Source organism: Photorhabdus machadonis, assembly GCF_052657765.1.
This window is the reverse complement of sequence record NZ_CP199761.1, coordinates 1,875,448-1,895,740: the sequence shown is the minus strand read 5'-3', so window position 1 is coordinate 1,895,740 and position 20,293 is coordinate 1,875,448. Positions and strand designations below refer to the sequence as shown.

The window sequence follows — 20,293 nt, the reverse complement described above, 5'->3', positions numbered from 1 at the left end:
GAGAAGTCACATGCCACACATTGAACCCGATGAAACACAAGAATGTACCATTTGTTTAGAAAATAACGACAAGCCCTTTTACCAACTCAGTTGCAATCACGGCAGCACCGAAAGCTATCCAATGCACACGGAATGTTTAAAGCAATTCTTCCAATCTCAAATTGACTCAGAGAGTGTCCCGGGAATAGCTTACGTGACATGCCCTTGCTGCCGACAAAACCCAGCACCACTTGACATCGATGAAATCATGCAATTCGAGTAACCCATCAATAAACATAAAGATGCCAAACGGTTAAACAGTCGCCTACAGGCGGCTGTTTAAGATTGCAGACAACCCCTTCAAGCTTTTTACCTTATCTCTCCACCCACATTGAACGAAAATTTACGATTATTTTCGCTAAAAACCACGCCGCCTTCTGGCGATTATTCTTTGGATGTCTAACAACAAAACAGATCAACATCAGCACGACGAGAAACTTACAACAAACCCAAACAAAAAAGAAAGTCTGTCACCATTCGTTAACTCATTAATGCGAAACGCTACGCAAATTAAGCGATTGAAATCACAGATCAACAACTTTTCTTGTTAATGAAAGGTAAATGAAAGGTTTTGTTATTATCAATTGAGTCAACCTGATCCGTTTATGGTGGCTATATCTTACACGGGTATCAATGAGAACAACTAAATGAAAACTAGAACAATCAAAATGTTAGCTGCAACCGTTTTACTGTTTAGCACAAGCAGTGTTTTTGCTGCCGACGCCCCTGGTAGAACTGAATGTATTGCCCCGGCAAAACCGGGTGGCGGGTTTGATCTGACCTGCAAGCTGGTACAGGTTTCATTACTGGATACGAAAGAGATCAGTAAACCTATGCGCGTCACCTTTATGCCTGGTGGTGTTGGTGCTGTCGCTTACAACGCTATCGTCGCACAGCGACCTGCTGAGGCGGGAACCATCGTTGCCTTTTCCGGTGGCTCTCTGCTCAATTTGTCTCAGGGAAAATTTGGCCGCTACAACGTTAATGATGTTCGCTGGCTGGCAAGTGTTGGTACTGATTATGGTATGATTGCGGTTCGTGCTGATTCTCCTTATAACACCCTGAATGATCTGATGAATGCTTTCAAAGACAATCCCACCCGCATTGTGTTTGGTGCCGGCGCGTCTATCGGCAGTCAGGACTGGATGAAAACAGCACTTCTGGCAAAACAGGTGGGGGTTGATCCTCACAAAATGCGTTATGTCGCTTTTGAGGGGGGTGGTGAACCTGTCACGGCGCTGCTGGGTAACCATATTCAGGCTGTCTCCGGTGATTTGAGCGAGATGATGCCTTACCTGAGTGGAGACAAAATCCGTGTTCTGGCTGTTTATGCCGATAAACGGCTAGAGGGTGATTTAGCTCATATACCTACCGCCAAAGAGCAAGGCTATGACCTCGTGTGGCCGATTATCCGTGGATTTTATATGGGACCAAAAGTCTCCGATGAAGCGTATCAGTGGTGGGTTGATACTTTTAATAAATTACAACAAACAGATGCGTTTAAAAAACAGCGTGATATCCGGGGATTGTTCGAATTTAACATGACCGGCAAGGAACTGGACAGCTATGTGAAAAAACAGGTTGAACAGTATCGTGAACAAGCCAAAGCTTTCGGCTTAGCCAAATAACAGGGCAGTTATCATGAGCGATCGCCTCTTTGCGGCTGTTTGGTTAACACTCTGTATCATCGGTATGGTTATTGGTTGGGAAATCCAGAGCGAATACACTTATGAACCTTTGGGGCCCAGACCTTTTCCAATGATTATTCTGTCTCTGATGGCTCTCTGTGCTTTATTGCTACTTTTCAAAAAACCAGAACAGAGCAACTGGCCTGATGCATCCGTTATTCGTCGCCTGATGATACTGATTGTCTCTTTGGTTATTTATGGCTGGGCATTTGAGTGGCTGGGTTTTCCTCTGGCTACCGCTCTGCTGACATTCAGTGTCGCCCTGTTATTTAACGCGACACTGCCTGCCGCAATCATTTCCGGGGTGTTCCTTGGCGTCACGCTCTACTTCGCCTTTGACCACTTACTTGATGTAACCCTGCCTCTTGGCAACTGGCTCAACTGACGGAGAATTTTATGGAAACTTGGATGTATCTCAGTCAGGGTTTTGAAGTTGCAATGGTGCCGCAAAACCTGATTATTGCTTTAATTGGCTGTTTTGTCGGTACGATTGTTGGCCTGTTACCGGGGCTTGGCCCGATTAATGGTGTCGCGATTCTGCTACCACTGGCTTTCGCGTTAAAACTGCCTGCTGAATCAGCTCTGATCTTATTAGCAACTGTTTATATCGGTTGTGAATATGGTGGGCGTATATCATCGATTCTGCTGAACGTTCCCGGCGATGCCGCTGCCATTATGACCGCACTGGATGGTTATCCAATGGCTAAACAAGGACGTGCGGGTGTGGCGTTGTCTATTTCTGCGGTCAGTTCTTTCTGTGGTTCTTTGCTGGCAATTTTCGGCATTATCTTGTTTGCACCATTACTGGCGCAGTGGTCATTGGCTTTCGGCCCTGCTGAATATTTTGCACTAATGGTTTTTGCTATTGCCTGTCTGGGTAGCATGATGAGTCAGAATCCGCTGAAATCACTATTAGCGGCACTGATAGGATTGGGCCTGGCAACTGTCGGAGTAGACGCCAACACCGGGGTTTACCGTTTTACTTTCGACAACGTTCATCTGTCAGATGGTATTCAGTTTATCGTTGTAGTGATAGGACTGTTCTCTGTCAGCGAAATTCTGCTGATGCTAGAGAATACATCAACCGGCAAAACCATTATCCGCAAAACAGGCCGTTTGTTGTTTAATCGCAAGGAAGCGGCTGAATGCGCCATGCCAACGATCAGATCATCTTTTATCGGTTTCTTTGTCGGTATTTTGCCTGGTGCAGGGGCAACAATTGCCAGCGCAATTACCTATATGACCGAGAAAAAGATCAGTGGAAACAGCGATTCATTTGGTAAAGGTGATATTCGTGGTGTTGCAGCACCGGAAGCTGCTAACAACGCTTCGGCCTGTGGTTCCTTTATTCCAATGCTAACATTAGGAGTCCCAGGTTCAGGCACCACTGCCGTTATGATGGGTGCATTAACGCTCTATAACATTACGCCAGGTCCAGGAATGTTTACAGAGCAACCGGATGTTGTTTGGGGATTAATTGCAGCATTACTGATTGCCAATATTATCCTGTTGATTATGAATATCCCAATGATAGGTCTGTTTACACGGATGTTAACTATTCCGCTATGGTTCCTTGTCCCAGCGATTGCTACCGTTTCAGCCGTTGGTGTATATGCCGTACACAGCACGACATTCGATCTTCTGCTGATGATAGGACTAGGCGTTTTCGGTTACATTCTAAGGAAAATGAATTTCCCCATGTCACCATTAATTCTCGGTTTCGTATTGGGCGAAATGCTGGAACAAAATTTACGTCGTGCACTTTCTATTAGTAACGGAGAATTTGGTATTCTGTGGAACAGCACGATTGCTCAGAGTTTATTAATATTGGCAGTATTGGTTCTGATTATTCCTCCAGTATTACGCATCATCCGTAAGCGCCGTATTCAACAAATGGCTGATGAAACTAAAGCCTAATAAACAAAAGCCCATAATTATCATCAAAAAATTATGGGCTTTTATCATTGATAGGATAAAAAAAACGTTACATTAATATTATATTTCACGAAAAGTTAATATTCAGAAAAATGGAATTTCATTGATATTTATCCTCCCCATTTTCATCGAGTCCGTGATTCAAAATTCTCGAATCACAGTGAGATAATCACTGAATGATACCGAGCACTCAATATCATTAACAATTGCCGATGCAATAAAAACATTTTCATTGCCTTGCTTATTGAAATAGGTAAATTTCACAATTAAATTATGAGGATTATATTCTGTATAATTTTTATAATAATCTTGATACCTTAGTCGAACTGAATTATCTCTCGATTTATCTTTTTTCACCTCTTTTTTAGCAAATTCCGAAGCAAGAATTTTATTGATTTCAATATCAGAAAGCAATTCGATTCTTGTTTTTTTAAAATCAACATTCTGAGAGTGAATACCCAAATCATTTATCATTTTCCCCCGCATATTCATTTCAATATAGCCACCTGTTTGAATGCAAGATTCGCTGTCAGCGTATATATTAAATGGCAAAAATAACAAAGAAAAAGAATAGGTTAATAAACGCATTATCATATAACTTCCAGTTCTTTATTTCAGAGATCCACACCCTGTTCCTTGTGTTGAACCCAACGAGGATACAACCTCTTGACATCATCCGACAAAACGGTCTTCTTTTAACCTCATGTATTCTGAAGGGCTCTCTTCTGAGTATGTGATTAGTAGGATCAGGAAACAAAATAATGGTGATACGGACAGCGCACAGAAACAGGAGTATACATGTTAGTACACGGGGTTAACTCGTTTCGCTCACCTAGTCGCCTAAAATGCGCCAAAAGTTATTACTTTTATCTGAGCACTGTCCAAACCTGATGAGGGGAATCAACCCAAATACTTGCTCATCACCAGGGAAGCATTCGTACCACCAAAACCAAAGCTGTTGGACATTACGGTATTTAACTTTTGTTCAGTAGGTTTCATAATGATATTCATACCCGCCGCTTTATCATCAAGATCTTCAATGTTAATACTCGGTGCAATAAAACTATGTTCTAACATCAGCAAGCTATAAATCGCTTCATGTACCCCGGCAGCCCCCAGTGAATGGCCGGTCATTGCTTTTGTTGCAGAAATTGCCGGTGTTGTATCACCAAATACTTCCCTAATAGCCTCCAACTCTTTCAAATCACCCGCTGGAGTGGAAGTACCATGCGTATTCACATAGTCAATAGAACCTTCTACACCTTGCAACGCCATATGCATACAACGAACCGCACCTTCACCGGATGGAACCACCATATCCGCTCCATCAGATGTTGCACCATACCCAACAATTTCAGCGTATATGTGTGCGCCGCGTGCTAATGCATGCTCCAACTCTTCAACAACAACGATACCGCCACCGCCAGCAATAACAAAACCATCACGGTTTTTATCATAAGTACGAGAAGCTTGTTCGGGAGTTTCGTTGTATTTCGTTGAAAGTGCACCCATTGCATCAAATTCACAGCTCATTTCCCAGCACAGCTCTTCACCACCGCCAGCAAAAACAACATCCTGTTTTCCTAACTGAATAAGTTCAGCCGCATGACCAATACAATGGGCAGAGGTAGAACAAGCAGAACTGATGGAGTAGTTTACCCCTTTGATTTTAAAAGGAGTTGCAAGGCAAGCTGACACACCGGAAGCCATTGCACGGGTCACCATATAAGGCCCCACACCACGCAGACCACGAGAACGCATACCATCAGCGGCAGCCACCTGGTTATGTGGAGAACCCCCACCCGAACCCACAACTAATCCACTGCGAATATTAGAAACCTGATCATCAGTCAGGCCAGAATCTTTAATTGCTTCATCCATCGCCAGATAAGCATAAACAGAAGCATCACTCATGAAACGCTGAATTTTTCGGTCTATTAACCCTGTAGTATCCAGTTTTACATTACCCCAGACGTGACTTCTCATTTTCATCTCTTTGAATTCTTCGGAAAAAGTTATTCCGGAGCGGCCTTCTTTCAGAGATGCCAGTACTTCTTTCTGGTTATTACCAATGCTGGAGACAATACCCAATCCAGTGATCACTGCACGCTTCATTAAATACCTCATTAAATATGTTTATCTGCGGGATCTCTATCAATGCTAACAGCACTTTAGCGTACACTTGTACGCCGAACAAGTCCGATCAGGATAAAATTACGAAGAAAAATTCATCCATCGAAAGATCCCAATATATTCTCTGGTCAAAACAACAACTAACCTACATAGAACGTGGCATAAACTATTCAGATCGTAATGAATGACAATAAATTTCAGGTAAAGATTCCTCTGGCAAGTCATAACACGAGGAAACACCTGAACTTATCAGGTATCTAAATCAATGATTAAAAGTTTAATTTATATAGAGACAACTATGTCTGTTATTTTTATTACATTTTCTTATAATTATAAACGAATTTAATAATAGCTGTTATAACCATGAATAGAATTTTTATGAAAAGATACGGACCTTATGTTATCTTACTAACAGAATGACTTAAATTCTCAAAACTTACAGTAACAAACGTTCTAAAATAGAAAATCTTCTGACTTTATTAATAATAAAGTCATTATCACACATAAAATTATTGTAATTATTTCATATCATATAAAAATGGTCGATTCATTGTAAGACCTAAGTGAATTAGAGCACTTCCACCCACTAACTTTATGGGAGTTAATAATGAGAGGGCTGGGTTATCTTCTATTAAGCGTTGGTATTGTATGGATCTTAGTAGCCTTTAATATGGATACAAACATCTCATCACAATACGGCAACAAAATTAACAATATTAGACTGATTGTGTCACAACAGAACCATATCCTAATTGGAGCATTCATCACACTTTATGGGCTAATTATGATTATATCCAGTAAAAATCAGCGGTTATTAGAGTCTATATACAAGAGCCACAATAAGAATACTTCTGGATTAAATTCAGAGAAAACATTCATACGAGCACCTATATCAAATTCAGATTACCTAAAGCAGGCTAATAATCACCACTATTATGATTTTATCGATAAGGATTCAAATATCCTTGAAAAAAGAGTCGCTGAATTTTGTAAGTTATGTTCATCTTATATTGAAGAAGTCAATCGCAAAAACGGTGATAAATCAGCCGCCAAGCAAAAAGTGATATTAATGATTGATATGATTTCCTCACACTTAAAGGAAACACAATCAAAGGAATTTAAAAAGCTGTGTGAATTTTATATTCCCTTATAAACTTAAAGCCCGTGTTGTTGAACTGCACCCCAAAAGTTGGATATTAACTGATTAAGGTGCAATTTTTAAGACATTATTCTTTTTCTCATCGATTTATTTTCAATTTTATGTTAATGGTTAATGAATTTCAATTAACGTCATTTTAAAAACCTGCACTTATAGTTAAATCTGCCTCCGATTTTATATAAAAGCCTTAATACCTCTTTTTTCGTTATTTTAAATAGCCATGAAAGGATAATTAAATTTAAAACAAGCGGAGTGTAGAATCGCTGATAAATAAATTAAATATAGTTGAGCAAACACAAAATCCCTACCTGAATTTTATAATAGACAGGTTTTAAACTATTATTAAAAGTCATTTTTACCCTTTGATTTTAATCGATATAATAAAGTTTTAACCGTTGTTTTCACTCCTTTTAGCACCTGGTTTTTATTAAGTTTAATCATCATGATATATTTTTTTACATTTAATAACGTTTATCATACTTACTTTTTATCTTCACTGACGCTGTTTTACCGGAAATTATAAACAGTTTTCATAAGTCACCCTTCTTTATTTTATCTTCACAAATAACCCCGTAAATAGCCTGATGGTATAAAGATACCATTTTATGTTTTTTCAGATAATATTCTTTTTCTCGGTGATTTTCATCAGCACCTGCGTTCTGGTTTATGGGTTTCCAATCTTTTCTCCTGTCAGGTGGCACATCAAGCTTAACACCGTTAAAATCACGTTATTATCAGTAACATTGCAGGCATTACCGTGAAAAACTCTGCCATCTGTACCGCAACCCTGAGCTGGAATGATCAGGGTACTCCGGTTTCAGCACAATTCGATGACGTTTATTTTTCCAATCAGGATGGATTGGAAGAAACCCGTTATGTATTCCTTAACGGTAACCACTTTCCCCAACGATTCAGCACTCATTCCCATACCAACTGTGTCATAGCAGAAACTGGCTTCGGAACAGGCTTGAATTTTTTGACACTATGGCAATCATTTGATGCATTTCAGCAACAAAACCCTGATGCCCCGCTGAAACGTCTGCATTTCATTAGCTTCGAGAAATACCCGCTGAAAACCAGTGACTTACAGGCAGCCCATCAACGCTGGCCTGAGCTTGGCATTTTTTCGCAACAGCTCTGCCAACAATGGCCTCAACCGCTGGCTGGCTGCCATCGGCTAATTATGGCAAATGGCACTGTCACACTGGATTTATGGTTTGGTGACGTCAATGATCTGTTGCCAACAATGGATTTCAGCCTTTACGGTAAAATAGACGCCTGGTTTTTAGATGGCTTCGCGCCTGCAAAAAACCCACAAATGTGGAGTAAACAACTGTTTGCCGCAATGGCGCAATTTGCCCGCCCAGAAGGCACCTTTGCCACCTTCACTTCTGCCGGTATTGTCCGTCGTGGCTTACAACAAGCAGGTTTTAGTGTCAGTAAAGTAAAAGGATTTGGTCGCAAAAGAGAAATGCTGACCGGGGTTCTGGCAGCACAGAAATGTCAGTCATTGCCTGCACCGTGGTTTGCCCGTCCTGCGGCAAGCCACACAGATGATATCGCGATTATTGGCGGTGGTATTGCCGGTATTCTCACCGCTCTTGCACTACTGCGTCGTGGCGCGCAGGTTACGCTTTATTGTCAGGATGAATTTCCAGCACAAAGTGCATCCGGTAATCGTCAGGGCGCACTCTACCCGTTACTTAACGGTAATCATAATGGGCCCGAAAAATTCTTTACATCTGCATTTACTTTTGCCCGCCGTCAGTATGATCAGCTATCAGCTCAAGGAATTCATTTCGACCATCAATGGTGTGGTGTCAGTCAACTTGCTTATGATGAAAAAAGCAGTAGGAAAATTGAAAAAATTCTGGCAACAGAATGGCCGGATGAAGTCGCTATTGGTATGAGTCACTATCAACTAAGTGAAAAATGTGGACTGGATATTAATCACCACGGCATTCACTATCCACAAGGGGGATGGCTATGCCCGGCCGAATTGACCAAAGCGGCAACAGAATTAGCACAACAGCAAGGGATGATCTGTTTCTTCAATTATGAAATTACCGCTCTTGACCATAGCGAAAATGGTTGGCAACTGCATTTGATGCATCAAGGGCAACACTTAAACACACATCATAAAACGGTAGTAATTGCCAATGGCTATCATCTGCCCCAATTTAGACAAACCGAAAAATTGCCGGTTACCGCCGTTCGTGGTCAGGTCAGTCATATTCCAACCACGGCAGAGCTGAGTAAATTGAAAAATGTGCTTTGCTATGATGGCTATATGACACCGGCTAATCTAACCAATCAGTATCACTGCATCGGGGCCAGTTATCAGCGCCATCGGCTTGATAGCAAATATTCTGAAACAGAACAACAAGAGAATCGTGATCGATTACTGAAATGTTTACCAGATGCCGGATGGGTAAATCAGGTTGATATTTCTGCCGGAAAATCTCGTCAGAGTATTCGTTGTGTTATTCGTGACCATATGCCCATGGTGGGAAATGTGCCAAATCTCAATGAAATAATGGAAAATTATCAGGATCTATCAGAACAAATCCGCACAGGAAACCCTGTCGCAGATGCCCCCTGTTATTCCAATCTGTTTGTTATCGGTGCATTAGGTTCCCGTGGATTATGCTCTGCACCACTAAGTGCAGAAATCCTTGCAGGACAGATCTTTGATGAACCCTTGCCACTGGATCATGAAACGCTGGCAGCGCTTCATCCAAACCGTTTTTGGATCAGAAAGCTACTAAAAGGCCGCGAAGTTAAAACCGAAAAACCATAAGAAACCGCACCGTCCAAGAAGTGAAATATTTGTGTCACTTTTGGGCAGTGCAGCCCAACAACTAAAAAACGAAATAGAAGCTAAGGTGACGAAACTGCCAGAGGTCAGAAATTCATACGGTTTTTTTGGGGCACAGTTCGTCTTTTCTATTGCTTTAATCAATTTATTGAGTTTTAGCGTTATCCAGCAGACGCTGCCAGGTATGGAGAACCAGAATCTGATCCGGTGGCGCCAATTCTCCTGCTTTAATTGCATTTTGGATACTTTCTTCAACACGATCATGAAGCTGTTCCGCGGTATGAGCACCTTCCTGTTCCAATTCTGCCACCGCCAAAGTGAGATGCCCACGGAGATAGCCACCAGCAAATAATTCATCATCACTGGCATGATCTACCATGTCATCAATTTGCGCCAAAATACGTGTTTCAAACTCAGCGAGCATCATCTTTCCTTAAATTCAGTTTCAATCTGCGAATATATCTTCCGGGTAAGGAAAATGCTCCGCTTTCAATGGGGGCGTATTGTAGAACGATTGTAGTCCCTGAATAAAGCACTCCGCTCTTGCCGGTATTCCCTGCGCTAAATAGCCCACGATCTGCTCATGAACTATACGCTGAAAAGCCAGCCTGTCAGGTTCAAAATCCCCTTCAAGGTTGTCACAACTGATATTGAACGGAAAACCCGCAGCAGTACAAAACATCCAATCAAGCGCTTGGGGTTTAATTTCTACTTTTTCAAATTCACTTTGCGTCTGTGCGTCCCGCCCATCTGGGCAATACCAATAGCCAAAATCCACTAGTTTCCGACGCTTTTCACCAGCAATACACCAATGGGCAATTTCATGTAACGCACTGGCATAGAAGCCATGAGCAAAGACAATCTGGTTATAAGGAACGTTTTCATCTGCCGGCAGGTAAACAGGTTCATTATCACCTTTTACCAGACGTGTATTGTATTCGTCGCCAAAACAGCGATTAAAAATATCTATAAGTTGTTGATAGTTATGCGTTGTCATGAATTAAAAACAAAATCCTGAATCAGAAATAAAATGCCAGCCAGGTACGGATCGTATCTCCGTGATTATCATTTAATAATTTAATACTCATCAAAAAAGAGATAGTCACGATCATAGGGCGAATAAGTTTTTGACCATGTGTTAAAACCAAACGTGCGCCCAGCCGTGCACCAATTACCTGCCCTGCCAGCATAATAAGACCCAATACCCACAAAACCTGACCGCCAAGGATAAACAACACCAGTGACCCCATGTTAGAGGCAAAGTTCAGTACTTTTGCATGGGCGGTGGATTTCGCCAGGTTATAGCCACACAGGGTAACATAAGCTAACGCATAAAATGAGCCAACACCGGGACCAAATACGCCATCGTATAAACCCAATCCACCCCCGATAAGACAGGCGAATGCCACTGGAGCCAGACGACGATGGCGATCGTCCCTGCCTATCGTTGGGGTCAAAAGAAAGTAAAGGCCAATAATAATGACCAGAACCGGTAATAACTGGCTGAGAAAATCGGGTTTGATAAACTGGACAATCATGGCTCCAGCCATTGAACCAAGCAATGTCATCAATATGGCAAAGCGCTGAGATTTGAGATCAACCGCACCATAACGGATAAAATAGAGACTGGCAGAGAAAGAACCGCCCACTGCCTGCAACTTGTTTGTCGCCAACGCCTGCACAGGCGAGACGCCGACTGACAACAACGCAGGGATGGTCAGTAAACCACCACCGCCAGAAATTGAGTCGATAAATCCAGCGATTATCGCAACCAGAAAGAGCAGACCATAAATTTCCGCTCCTGATAATAACCAGTCCATATTTTATCCCATCAAAAGAAACCGCTTATCCGTATTCAGCTACCCATTTCAATATCCGGGACTTCAAGGCTAGCTTCATCTTCCTAATCACCAACGAGGAAGGCTGGATTCAACATCCGCGCACTGTGCTCTCTGGCGTAACAGGTGATCCATCAGAACAATAGCCATCATGGCTTCTGCAATCGGTACCGCCCGGATACCAACACAAGGATCATGACGACCGCGGGTGACTATTTCCACCTCTTCACCCTGACGATTAATCGTTTTGCCCGGTACCATGATGCTGGAAGTGGGTTTCAACGCAATATGCGCAACAATTGGCTGGCTGCTGCTGATCCCCCCCAGAATTCCACCCGCATAATTACTGGTAAAACCCTGAGCCGTAATTTCATCCCGGTTTTCACTGCCACGCAGATTAATAACACCAAAACCTTCACCAATTTCAACGCCTTTTACTGCGTTAATACTCATCAGCGCATGAGCAATATCAGCATCAAGGCGGTCGAAAACAGGTTCTCCCAATCCGGCTGGCACATTTTCTGCCACAACCGTCACTTTCGCGCCAATAGAATCACCCGCTTTTTTCAGCTCACGCATCAGGGCATCAAGTTGTTCAAGTTTGGTTTCATCAGAGCTGAAAAATGGGTTTTGCTCCACCTGTGCCCAATCTTTTAATTCGCAATGGATATTACCCATCTGACTCAAACAGGCACGGACACGAATACCATACTTATCCAGCAAATATTTTTTTGCTATCGCACCGGCCGCAACCCGCATTGCCGTTTCACGGGCAGAAGAACGGCCACCACCACGATAGTCGCGGATACCATATTTCTGTTCATAAGTGTAATCTGCATGTCCCGGACGGAACACGTCTTTGATCGCGCTGTAATCCTGAGAACGTTGATCCGTATTTTCAATCAGTAAACCGATACTGGTACCGGTCGTTACCCCTTCAAATACACCGGAAAGAATGCGAACCTGATCTGGCTCACGGCGCTGCGTTGTATAACGGGAAGTCCCCGGACGGCGCCTGTCTAAATCAATTTGCAAATCCGCTTCTGTGATTGTGATACCCGGCGGCACACCATCGACGATGCATCCCAACGCCAAACCGTGAGATTCACCAAAGGTGGTAACCCGGAAAAATTGCCCGATACTATTTCCAGCCATCCCAGTTCCTTCCTGTTAGTTGTTCTGTTAGTTGTTCTGTTAGTTGTTCTTTTATTTAACTTTTATTTGGCTCTATATTTAACTCTGCAAGTTCTGCATTAATGACCACAGCAACAACTCACCCAACGATCAGTCTTTGAATAAACGAAAATGCTCGTGATGTTCGATAAGCTGTTGACGTGTCATCATAAAGACACCGTCTCCACCATATTCAAATTCCAGCCAAGTAAATGGCACATCAGGGTATTGTTCAATCAAATGCACCATGCTGTTGCCAACCTCACAAATCAATACACCCTGTTCTGTAAGAAAATCAGGCGCGGTTGCAAGAATGCGGCGTGCCAGTTTCAAGCCATCTGAACCCGCAGCCAACCCCAACTCAGGCTCACGTCGGAACTCTTCCGGCAAATCACTCATATCCTCAGCATCGACATAAGGTGGATTAGTGACGATAAGATCGTACTTAACAGGCGGCATATCGCGGAACAGATCGGAACGAATAGGAATTACCCGATGCTCAAAGTTGTGATTCTGGATATTTTGTTCAGTCACTGCCAATACATCAGTAGAAATATCCACCGCATCTATCTCTGCTTCCGGGAAAGCATATGCACAGGCGATGGCAATACAACCGCTACCTGTACAGAGATCAAGGATATTGGCGGGTTCATCAGCGATCAGTCCTGAAAATTCATTATTAATCAGTTCACCAATCGGTGAGCGTGGAACCAGAACCCGTTCATCAACATAAAATTCATGACCACAAAACCAGGCTCTGTTAGTCAAATAAGCAACAGGAATACGATCATTAATACGGCGAAGAACCCGTTCGACAATACGATGACGTTCAGTTGATGTCAGCCGTGCTGTCATCATTTCCTGTGGAATATCCAGCGGCAAAAACAGCGATGGAAGAACCAGTTGCAGAGCTTCATCCCAAGGGTTGTCTGTACCGTGTCCGTAATAAATATTCGCCGCATTAAACCGGCTGACAGACCAGCGCAACATATCCTGAATGGTATATAATTCAGCCACTGCCTCATCGATAAAAATCTTGTCCAAAAACCCCTCCAGCCCCGTAAATTCATTGACCCGCTAGTTTGCCACGATCACTGAGACAAATCAGCTTTCATATCAGGCTAATTACAATAATTTGCCACGATCACTGAGACAAATCAGCTTTCATATCAGGCTAATTACAATAAAAGGATGGTGCCAGTGTTTTATTACAGATTTTTGACCAATTTTCTGTGAAAACCGTCTTTCAATCAACAACAAGACGGCTTCTATATATTTAATTATGTTTTCTCGTTAACAGACTGAGTGTTAACAATGATGACATGGTTTCGAATCCATAAATAATAGGCCACTGTTAACAGCAGGATCCATACGCCTCCCACATAGAACGCAATTCGTGTCGCTGGGAAGTAACTCAGAACGGCAATAATAAATATCATAAACACGATAGTCAGAATCGGTGCAACAGGCCACATCGGTACTGGAAATTGTAATTTTTGTGCTTCTTCCGGTGACATCTTTCTGCGCATAGCAAACTGAGAAAGCAAAATCATTAACCAAACCCATACCGTGGCAAAAGTGGCAATCGAAGCAATGATGACAAACACCTGTTTAGGGAGTAAGTAATTCAGGACGACAGCACACAGCAATGCCAATGTCATCACCATAACAGTCACCCAAGGCACGCCGTTACGACTTAGTTTCATAAATTTTTTATGCGCTAATCCTTTCTCCGCCATACCGTACATCATCCGGCCTGCACCAAAAATATCGCTGTTAATAGCTGAAATGGCCGCCGTGATCACGATAATATTCAGAATATTTGCCGCCGAATTAATTCCCAGTCCCTGAAATATTGCGACAAATGGGCTGCCTTCCTGGCCGATGCTACTCCAAGGGTAAATTGCCATTAATACAAAAATAGTCAGTACATAAAATAGCAGGATACGAAACGGGATAGAATTGATCGCTTGCGGGATCATTTTCGCCGGATTTTTAGCTTCACTTGATGTAATACCAATGATTTCAATACCACCGAAAGCAAACATAACAACGGCCAGAGATTCAATAATACCGCCAAATCCATTAGGCATAAATCCGCCGTGTTGCCACAGATTTTGAACGCCTGTTGCCTGAAAATGGCCGCTAAAACCAAACAAAATAATGCCAGCTCCAGCAATAATCATGGCACTGATCGCCGCAACTTTCAGAATTGACAGCCAGAATTCCATTTCGCCAAATACCTTGACTTTACAAAGATTCAACGCGCCAATGATGAAAATAATGCTGAGTACCCATATCCAACGCGGCACTTCCGGATACCATAGCCCCATATAAATACCGAAAGCCGTTACATCAGCCAAACAGACTATTATCATTTCGAAAGTGTAAGTCCAGCCCGTAATAAACCCTGGTAACGGGCCTAAATATTGATGGGCGTAACTGGCAAAAGAACCGGCGTCCGGTTTGTGGACCGCCATTTCTCCCAGAGCGCGCATGACCATAAAGACAGCGGCACCGCCCACTAAGTAAGCTAATAATACCGCCGGACCTGCCATTTTTATTGCTTCAGCAGAACCATAAAAAAGACCGGTGCCAATCGCAGAACCCAACGCCATAAACCGAATATGGCGAGCGTTGAGTCCTCGTTCTAGGTGTAATGTGGCTTGCATGATTTACCCTCTTATCTTTTATTATTGGGTTTTATGAAAGATAACGACAACAATCAGGCCGGACAGAAGCCGGCCCTCGGTTTATTTAACGATGACTTTTAGTCTGTAATATCTGCCCAGCAGGGAGTAGTGAGGAAAGATGTTGCCCGGCCAATAGTTGTACCGCAGCAGCAATATCTGGCGCAAAAAAACGATCCTGATCGTAATAATCTACCTTTTCCCGCAAAATATGACGCGCTTTTTCCAGAATCGGGCTGCTTTTCAGGCCATTTCGGAAGTCTATTCCCTGACAGGCGGATAACCACTCAATTGCCAGAATACCCCGGGTATTTTCTGCCATCTCCCACAAACGACGCCCAGCAGCCGGTGCCATTGATACATGATCTTCCTGATTGGCCGAAGTCGGTAAACTGTCAACACTCGCGGGATGGGCAAACGCTTTATTTTCACTGGCAAGGGCCGCTGCCGTCACTTGTGCAATCATAAAACCGGAATTCACACCACCGTTCTCAACCAGAAAAGGCGGAAGCTGTGACATATGTGAATCCATCAATAATGCAATACGTCGTTCTGACAATGCGCCGATTTCTGCTAATGCCAGCGCCAGGTTATCAGATGCCATTGCAACGGGTTCAGCATGAAAATTACCGCCAGAAATCACTTCACCCTGTTCAGCAAATACCAATGGATTATCAGATACAGCATTAGCTTCAGTCAGAATAACATCGGCGGCATGGCGGAGCTGAGTCAGGCAAGCCCCCATGACCTGTGGCTGACAACGCAATGAATAGGGATCCTGCACCTTGGGACAATCTATATGAGAATCCGATAGTTCACTGCTCTCTTCCAATACATGACGATACAATGCGGCTACGTCAATCTGCCCCTGTTGCCCACGAACCTCATGCACGCGGGCATCAAATGGTTTGCGGGAACCCAATGCCGCCTCTACGGATAAAGAGCCACAAACTATTGCTGCCGCCAACAGGTCTTCTGCCTCAAATAATCCACGCAATGCAAAAGCTGTGGAGACTTGAGTTCCATTAAGCAACGCTAAACCCTCTTTGGCCGCCAATGTGATAGGTTGTAAATTAGCTTTTGCCAGCGCTTCTTTGGCTGGCAACCATTCGCCCTGATAACGCGCCTGCCCTTCCCCAAGTAGTAACAGACTCATATGTGCCAACGGTGCTAAATCACCAGATGCGCCGACAGATCCTTTACAAGGAATACAGGGATAAACCTCCGCATTGACTAAAGCGACCAACGCCTGAATAACTTCCAGACGAATACCTGAGTAACCACGGGAGAGACTGTTGATTTTCAATATCATGATCAACCGGGTCATGTTATCGTCCAGCGCTGCACCTATTCCGGCGGCATGAGACACGACAAGCGAATGTTGCAGTTTTTCTAAATTATTTTCCTCAATCCGAGTACTGGCTAATAGTCCGAATCCGGTATTAATTCCATACGCGATGCGTTTTTCAGCAAGAATAGCATTAACACATGCCACGCTGTGTTCAACAGCTGGAAACGTCTGGCTATCCAGAGTTATTTTTATGGGTTGCAGATAAACCTGACGCAGTTCATCAAGGGTCAATTTGCCTGGATAAATAGTTAACTGTTTCATAATTTTCCTTATTTTGTATTGATCATAGGCAAATCTAATCCGTGCTCTTTGGCACAATGAGTAGCGATTTCATAACCCGCATCGGCATGACGCATAACTCCAGTAGCCGGATCGTTGTGCAGTACCCGGGCTATACGTTCTGCGGCTTCATCAGTTCCATCACAAACGATCACCATACCGGCATGTTGTGAGAAGCCCATTCCGACACCGCCACCATGATGCAGAGAAACCCAGGTCGCGCCGCTAGCGGTGTTAAGTAAGGCATTCAACAACGGCCAGTCCGAAACGGCATCAGAACCATCACACATGGATTCGGTTTCCCGGTTTGGGCTGGCGACAGAACCGGAATCCAGATGGTCACGCCCAATAACAATCGGCGCAGAAAGCTCACCACTGCGTACCATTTCGTTAAAAGCTAATCCCAGTTTGGCGCGTTCGCCTAAACCAACCCAGCAGATACGGGCAGGTAATCCCTGAAAACTGATGCGTTCTCTGGCCATATCCAGCCAGCGATGTAAATGTTTATTATCGGGGAGCAATTCTTTAACTTTGGCGTCAGTTTTGTAGATATCCTGTGGATCGCCAGAAAGTGCTACCCAACGGAAAGGACCGATACCACGACAAAATAACGGACGAATATAGGCAGGAACAAAACCAGGGAAATCGAAGGCATTTTCTATGCCGACTTCATACGCCATTTGACGAATATTATTGCCGTAATCAAAAACAGGAATTCCCTGTTTCTGAAAAGACAACATCGCCTTAACATGCTCCGCCATTGAAGATTTTGCTGCTTGGATAACATCCGCTGGCTCTGAAATCACACGCTGGCGATATTCTTCCCAGCGCCAGTTCTTCGGCAGATAACCGTTGAGAGGATCATGTGCGCTTGTCTGATCAGTGACCAAATCCGGGCGCACACCACGACGAACTAATTCTGGCAAAATTTCAGCAGCATTGCCGCACAATGCGATAGAGATGGCTTTACCTTCCTGAGTGTATTTTTCGATCCGGGCCAGTGCGTCGTCCAGATCCTTAGCTTGTTCATCGATATAACGAGTACGCAGGCGGAAATCGATCCTGCTTTGCTGACATTCAATATTCAGAGAACATGCTCCGGCCAGTGTTGCAGCCAGCGGTTGCGCTCCTCCCATACCACCTAAACCGGCAGTTAACACCCAACGCCCCTGTAAATTACCGTTATAATGCTGACGGCCAGCTTCCACGAACGTTTCATAGGTGCCTTGGACAATCCCTTGGCTACCAATGTAGATCCAGCTACCCGCCGTCATTTGACCGTACATAGCCAACCCTTTGGCATCCAGCTCGTTGAAGTGTTCCCAAGTAGCCCAATGCGGTATCAGATTCGAATTCGCAATGAGTACCCGTGGTGCATTTTTATGCGTTTTAAACACCCCAACCGGTTTACCCGATTGAATTAACAGCGTTTCATCGTCTTCCAACTTTTTCAGTGTTTCGACAATTTTGTCATAACATTCCCAGTTTCTGGCAGCCCGGCCAATGCCCCCATATACCACCAGTTCATGAGCGTTTTCAGCGACTTCTGGATCAAGATTATTCATTAACATGCGCAGAGGCGCTTCGGTTAACCAGCTTTTGGCTGTGAGCTGCGTCCCTCTGGGTGCCCGAATATCGACATTACGAAATTTATTATTCTGGTCGGTCACGGTCTGGCTCCTTTTGCTCTTTAGATATTTGTTAAATGTATAGTTGTATATACATGTATATTCAATAGATCAAACCGTTAGCAAAAATAATATATTTACGCGTTTATTATATTTATTTCCTTATAAATCAATATATTAATATTGTTTCTTTCTGATTATCAAGGAGTAATGTTTTTGTTATTTTTGTGTTTATAATCACAAATTATTTACATTAATTTTACAAAAATATAATTTACATAAGGAAAATTTATTTAGGTTTATTATGAAAATATTACATGTTTTTGATATGGGCGGCACTCTTCTAAGAGGAACCACTGCAAGTCTGGAAATTGCCCGTACGATGAATTACCTGACAGAACTTCACCTGCTGGAAAAGCAGTTTTCTGAAAAGAGAGATAGATACCAAAAGGTTTACTACTGAATGACAACTCTTAGGGTCAAACTTGCAGGAAGATGATGTTGCGGACGTTTTGCATGCTTCGCCGTGGATTGAGGGAATAAAAGAAGTTTTTGACGATATCAGAACCGAAGATGAAATATCGATGGTCATTACCCATTACCCTATCACCCGATTTTTTTGCCCAGCATCTGAGAAAATTTGGGGTTGATACTGTGGTTGTATCAAATTTTCCTGCTTTGCCTTTTCCGTGAGCCCGTTGATCCATAGCAGATACAATAGTTTTCTTTTAAAAACAGTGACTATGAGCTGAAACACCCTTTCAATTTATACCGATTACCGGGAAATAACAGCCTGGCACTGGAAACCGTGTAATGAGCCGACCACGTTCGGCGGCTGATTAATAAACAAGGGGCACCCGATTCAATTTGCAGCAATTTGCAGGATCGGGGATCGCCGGCAATGGCTTCCACGATGTGCTCACCTTCTATTAACGGTGCAATGATTGACAAATAATCATGTGGCGTAAGTTTTGTGAAGTCCTGTTGCAAATAATCAGGAACCGCTTGAGCATTGACGTAACGATCTTCTATCTGAACAGGGATATCGTTTTCATAATGGATAATAATCGACTGGTAAATCGGCGTACCCGCGACAATATCCAATTCAACAGCCTGTTTTACGTCAGCATTTAGCTCTGATAATTTGACTATTTTACAACGATGTTGATGAAAACGGGCTGAGATCTCATCCGCAATGCTGTGAATTTCAAACAGTGCGGATTGCCCTTTCGGTTCAGCAACAAACGATCCCACCCCTTGTAGCCGCACTAATAGCCCTTCAGCGGTCAACTCACGTAACGCACGGTTGGCAGTCATACGGCTACAGTTAAACTGTTTGACTAACTCAGCTTCTGATGGAACACGATCATTTGATTTCCATTCACCGGTATAGATTTTTTCGATGATGGACTGTTTCACTCTGGCATACAGAGGAACAGGTTTGGCAAATGGTCCTGATAAGTGTGTCGTCACAATAAATTCCTTGCTGCTATAAAAATGTTAAGTGATTAATTACATTCACTTTATCAGGCTATTTTTGCCAAATAAAACCGCACAATAGT

At 43.2% G+C, this 20,293-nt stretch carries 17 protein-coding genes; 6 read left to right on the top strand and 11 right to left on the bottom strand.

Annotated features, from left to right (window positions below; genetic code table 11):
* Positions 1-686 precede the first annotated feature (686 nt).
* Genes ACUN2T_RS09360 through ACUN2T_RS09350 form a run of 3 tightly spaced genes read left to right on the top strand, consistent with a single transcriptional unit; the run spans position 687 to position 3,644 of the window.
* Complete coding sequence (locus tag ACUN2T_RS09360) at positions 687-1,667, top strand: Bug family tripartite tricarboxylate transporter substrate binding protein (protein ID WP_445497234.1); 981 nt, start codon at positions 687-689, stop codon at positions 1,665-1,667.
* A gap of 13 nt (positions 1,668-1,680) precedes the next feature.
* Entirely contained in the window at positions 1,681-2,112 is a 432-nt protein-coding gene (locus tag ACUN2T_RS09355; protein WP_445497233.1) for a tripartite tricarboxylate transporter TctB family protein, read from the top strand.
* An 11-nt stretch (positions 2,113-2,123) separates the two neighbouring features.
* Positions 2,124-3,644: a tripartite tricarboxylate transporter permease gene (locus ACUN2T_RS09350; protein ID WP_445497232.1), complete on the top strand. Its 1,521-nt coding sequence runs from the start codon at positions 2,124-2,126 to the stop codon at positions 3,642-3,644.
* Between the two features lie 159 nt (positions 3,645-3,803).
* Here ACUN2T_RS09350 and ACUN2T_RS09345 read toward each other — a convergent pair whose 3' ends face one another.
* Both ACUN2T_RS09345 and fabB read right to left on the bottom strand, forming a co-directional pair.
* Entirely contained in the window at positions 3,804-4,256 is a 453-nt protein-coding gene (locus tag ACUN2T_RS09345) for a hypothetical protein (RefSeq protein ID WP_445497231.1), read from the bottom strand.
* 306 nt (positions 4,257-4,562) lie between these two features.
* Positions 4,563-5,777, bottom strand: a complete 1,215-nt coding sequence (fabB, locus tag ACUN2T_RS09340) for a beta-ketoacyl-ACP synthase I (RefSeq protein ID WP_445497230.1) — start codon at positions 5,775-5,777, stop codon at positions 4,563-4,565.
* A gap of 625 nt (positions 5,778-6,402) precedes the next feature.
* On the opposite strand from fabB, the gene ACUN2T_RS09335 reads away from it, so the two are divergent.
* A complete protein-coding gene (locus tag ACUN2T_RS09335; protein ID WP_445497229.1) occupies positions 6,403-6,948 on the top strand; it encodes a hypothetical protein in 546 nt (181 codons plus the stop codon).
* A gap of 763 nt (positions 6,949-7,711) precedes the next feature.
* Complete coding sequence (mnmC, locus tag ACUN2T_RS09330; RefSeq protein WP_445497228.1) at positions 7,712-9,754, top strand: bifunctional tRNA (5-methylaminomethyl-2-thiouridine)(34)-methyltransferase MnmD/FAD-dependent 5-carboxymethylaminomethyl-2-thiouridine(34) oxidoreductase MnmC; 2,043 nt, start codon at positions 7,712-7,714, stop codon at positions 9,752-9,754.
* A 163-nt stretch (positions 9,755-9,917) separates the two neighbouring features.
* On the opposite strand, the gene ACUN2T_RS09325 is transcribed toward mnmC, so the two are convergent.
* The 8 genes from ACUN2T_RS09325 to hutU all read right to left on the bottom strand — a co-directional run bounded on the left by ACUN2T_RS09325 (position 9,918) and on the right by hutU (position 18,773).
* Positions 9,918-10,196: a YfcL family protein gene (locus ACUN2T_RS09325; protein WP_036838273.1), complete on the bottom strand. Its 279-nt coding sequence runs from the start codon at positions 10,194-10,196 to the stop codon at positions 9,918-9,920.
* Positions 10,197-10,217: 21 nt separating this feature from the next.
* On the bottom strand, positions 10,218-10,769 hold the full coding sequence (locus ACUN2T_RS09320; RefSeq protein ID WP_445497227.1) for an elongation factor P hydroxylase: 552 nt from the start codon (positions 10,767-10,769) through the stop codon (positions 10,218-10,220).
* Positions 10,770-10,791: 22 nt separating this feature from the next.
* Positions 10,792-11,592: a sulfite exporter TauE/SafE family protein gene (locus tag ACUN2T_RS09315; RefSeq protein ID WP_445497226.1), complete on the bottom strand. Its 801-nt coding sequence runs from the start codon at positions 11,590-11,592 to the stop codon at positions 10,792-10,794.
* 87 nt (positions 11,593-11,679) lie between these two features.
* Complete coding sequence (gene aroC / locus ACUN2T_RS09310; protein WP_445497225.1) at positions 11,680-12,765, bottom strand: chorismate synthase; 1,086 nt, start codon at positions 12,763-12,765, stop codon at positions 11,680-11,682.
* 129 nt (positions 12,766-12,894) lie between these two features.
* Positions 12,895-13,827 (bottom strand): 50S ribosomal protein L3 N(5)-glutamine methyltransferase, encoded by a 933-nt coding sequence (gene prmB / locus ACUN2T_RS09305; protein WP_445497224.1) that lies wholly within the window; start codon positions 13,825-13,827, stop codon positions 12,895-12,897.
* 236 nt (positions 13,828-14,063) lie between these two features.
* On the bottom strand, positions 14,064-15,455 hold the full coding sequence (locus ACUN2T_RS09300) for an amino acid permease (RefSeq protein WP_445497223.1): 1,392 nt from the start codon (positions 15,453-15,455) through the stop codon (positions 14,064-14,066).
* An 85-nt stretch (positions 15,456-15,540) separates the two neighbouring features.
* Positions 15,541-17,085 (bottom strand): histidine ammonia-lyase, encoded by a 1,545-nt coding sequence (gene hutH, locus ACUN2T_RS09295; RefSeq protein WP_445497222.1) that lies wholly within the window; start codon positions 17,083-17,085, stop codon positions 15,541-15,543.
* Between the two features lie 8 nt (positions 17,086-17,093).
* Positions 17,094-18,773 (bottom strand): urocanate hydratase, encoded by a 1,680-nt coding sequence (gene hutU / locus ACUN2T_RS09290; RefSeq protein WP_445497221.1) that lies wholly within the window; start codon positions 18,771-18,773, stop codon positions 17,094-17,096.
* A 262-nt stretch (positions 18,774-19,035) separates the two neighbouring features.
* Here hutU and ACUN2T_RS09285 point away from each other — a divergent pair, with 262 nt between their 5' ends.
* Entirely contained in the window at positions 19,036-19,194 is a 159-nt protein-coding gene (locus ACUN2T_RS09285; protein ID WP_445497220.1) for a hypothetical protein, read from the top strand.
* 278 nt (positions 19,195-19,472) lie between these two features.
* Here ACUN2T_RS09285 and hutC read toward each other — a convergent pair whose 3' ends face one another.
* Complete coding sequence (gene hutC, locus ACUN2T_RS09280; RefSeq protein ID WP_445497219.1) at positions 19,473-20,204, bottom strand: histidine utilization repressor; 732 nt, start codon at positions 20,202-20,204, stop codon at positions 19,473-19,475.
* Positions 20,205-20,293: the final 89 nt, after the last annotated feature.